This window comes from Limnothrix redekei LRLZ20PSL1, assembly GCF_043235035.1.
In the GTDB taxonomy this organism is placed as follows: domain Bacteria; phylum Cyanobacteriota; class Cyanobacteriia; order CACIAM-69d; family CACIAM-69d; genus CACIAM-69d.
The window spans coordinates 1-1,235 of record NZ_JAZAQF010000064.1 but is presented as its reverse complement, the minus strand read 5'-3'; the positions used below and the strand labels follow the sequence as shown (position 1 = coordinate 1,235).

Sequence of the window (1,235 nt, the reverse complement as noted above, 5' to 3'; positions counted from 1 at the left end):
GCAAATCTGAGAGCAAAACCCGCTTTGATTTGACATGGGCCACCTCTGGGAATTGCCACGCGAGATCCTGACGCAATCGGTTAATGATCGGAGATTGCACCCGGTTCAGATGACACAGCCGCAGCACCAATCGCCTGATTTGCACGATCGCCTCAGTGCGATCGGACACAAACCGCCGTGGTGAGTCGCAATAGTCCCAGTAGTAGCAGGCCAAGGCCAGAGAATCAGCATCGTCATCTTTATCGGGCAATCCGAGATGGCCCGCACGATAACCCCGCAGCTCCTTATGCCCCACCAGCACCACCCGCACACCGGCACGGGCGAGCTGAGTTCCCCACAGTTTTGAATAGTTCACCCCCGTGGGTTCCATGACGGCCACATCGGCCCCCAAGTCGAGCAAGGCCCGAATGCCGGCCGCGTTGGCGGGCAGGGTCAGAAATTTTGCATCGTAATAAAATTGTCGAGGTTCGGCCGGTCTGGTGTCTGTAACGCAAGCGGTGACCGATGCCTTGCTTACGTCAATACCAATAATTCGCATGGTATGAATGGGTGTTGGTTGACCCCACACAGCAAGCCTATGAATCACCCAAAAGCCAGGGACTATGCCCAGCTCAATTCCCTCTTGAGGCATTTACCGGCTTTTGGTTATGGGCCGGTTGCGTGGGTTAAACCGTCAATTGATCGCGCCGAGCCTATGAACTGTTAAGAGCACGAAAGCTCGATTCTTTACTTAGGCCCTAAGCGCGATCGCCAGACGGTTGGAGCAGGTTTGGACGCTGCCCCAAGCTTGCCCGGTCTGATTCACCGAGCAAGTTTGGGGCATGTCTAAAACTCAAATTCGTCTAGGATGTCGTCTCCAAGATCCACTGGCCCCGGATATTGACTTGAACCCCAAAGTTCATAGAACCAATCGGGTGACTCGAATTTCGGGTCTGTTACGACATCCAGCGCCCGATTTTTGGCGGCGCACCGTTCCTTTAAATCCCGGAACAGCCCTACGGCCATCGCTCCACTGAGGATTAGGAGATCGCCATCTGACCAAACGATGGTCAGCTCGCCGGTTTCTTCGTCTACCTGAATCTGCCGGATCCAGTTCAAATTCAGGAATCGATCGCCAATCCAAATGAACGCACTCATGAAACGGTGACCTCCGGTATTTCAACTGGAAACAGCATGATCGTCTGAATAACCCCGTTGACCTCAGTTTGGATGTAGTCGATCTCAGCAACGGGCAC

The 1,235-nt window shown here is 53.9% G+C and carries 2 protein-coding genes; both read right to left on the bottom strand.

Going from position 1 to position 1,235, the window contains the following annotated elements:
* The coding region (locus tag VPK24_RS11190; RefSeq protein ID WP_393013272.1) for an IS110 family transposase at positions 1-538 on the bottom strand (538 nt) is incomplete at its 3' end.
* Between the two features lie 287 nt (positions 539-825).
* Positions 826-1,137: a hypothetical protein gene (locus VPK24_RS11185; protein ID WP_393013269.1), complete on the bottom strand. Its 312-nt coding sequence runs from the start codon at positions 1,135-1,137 to the stop codon at positions 826-828.
* Positions 1,138-1,235 lie beyond the last annotated feature (98 nt).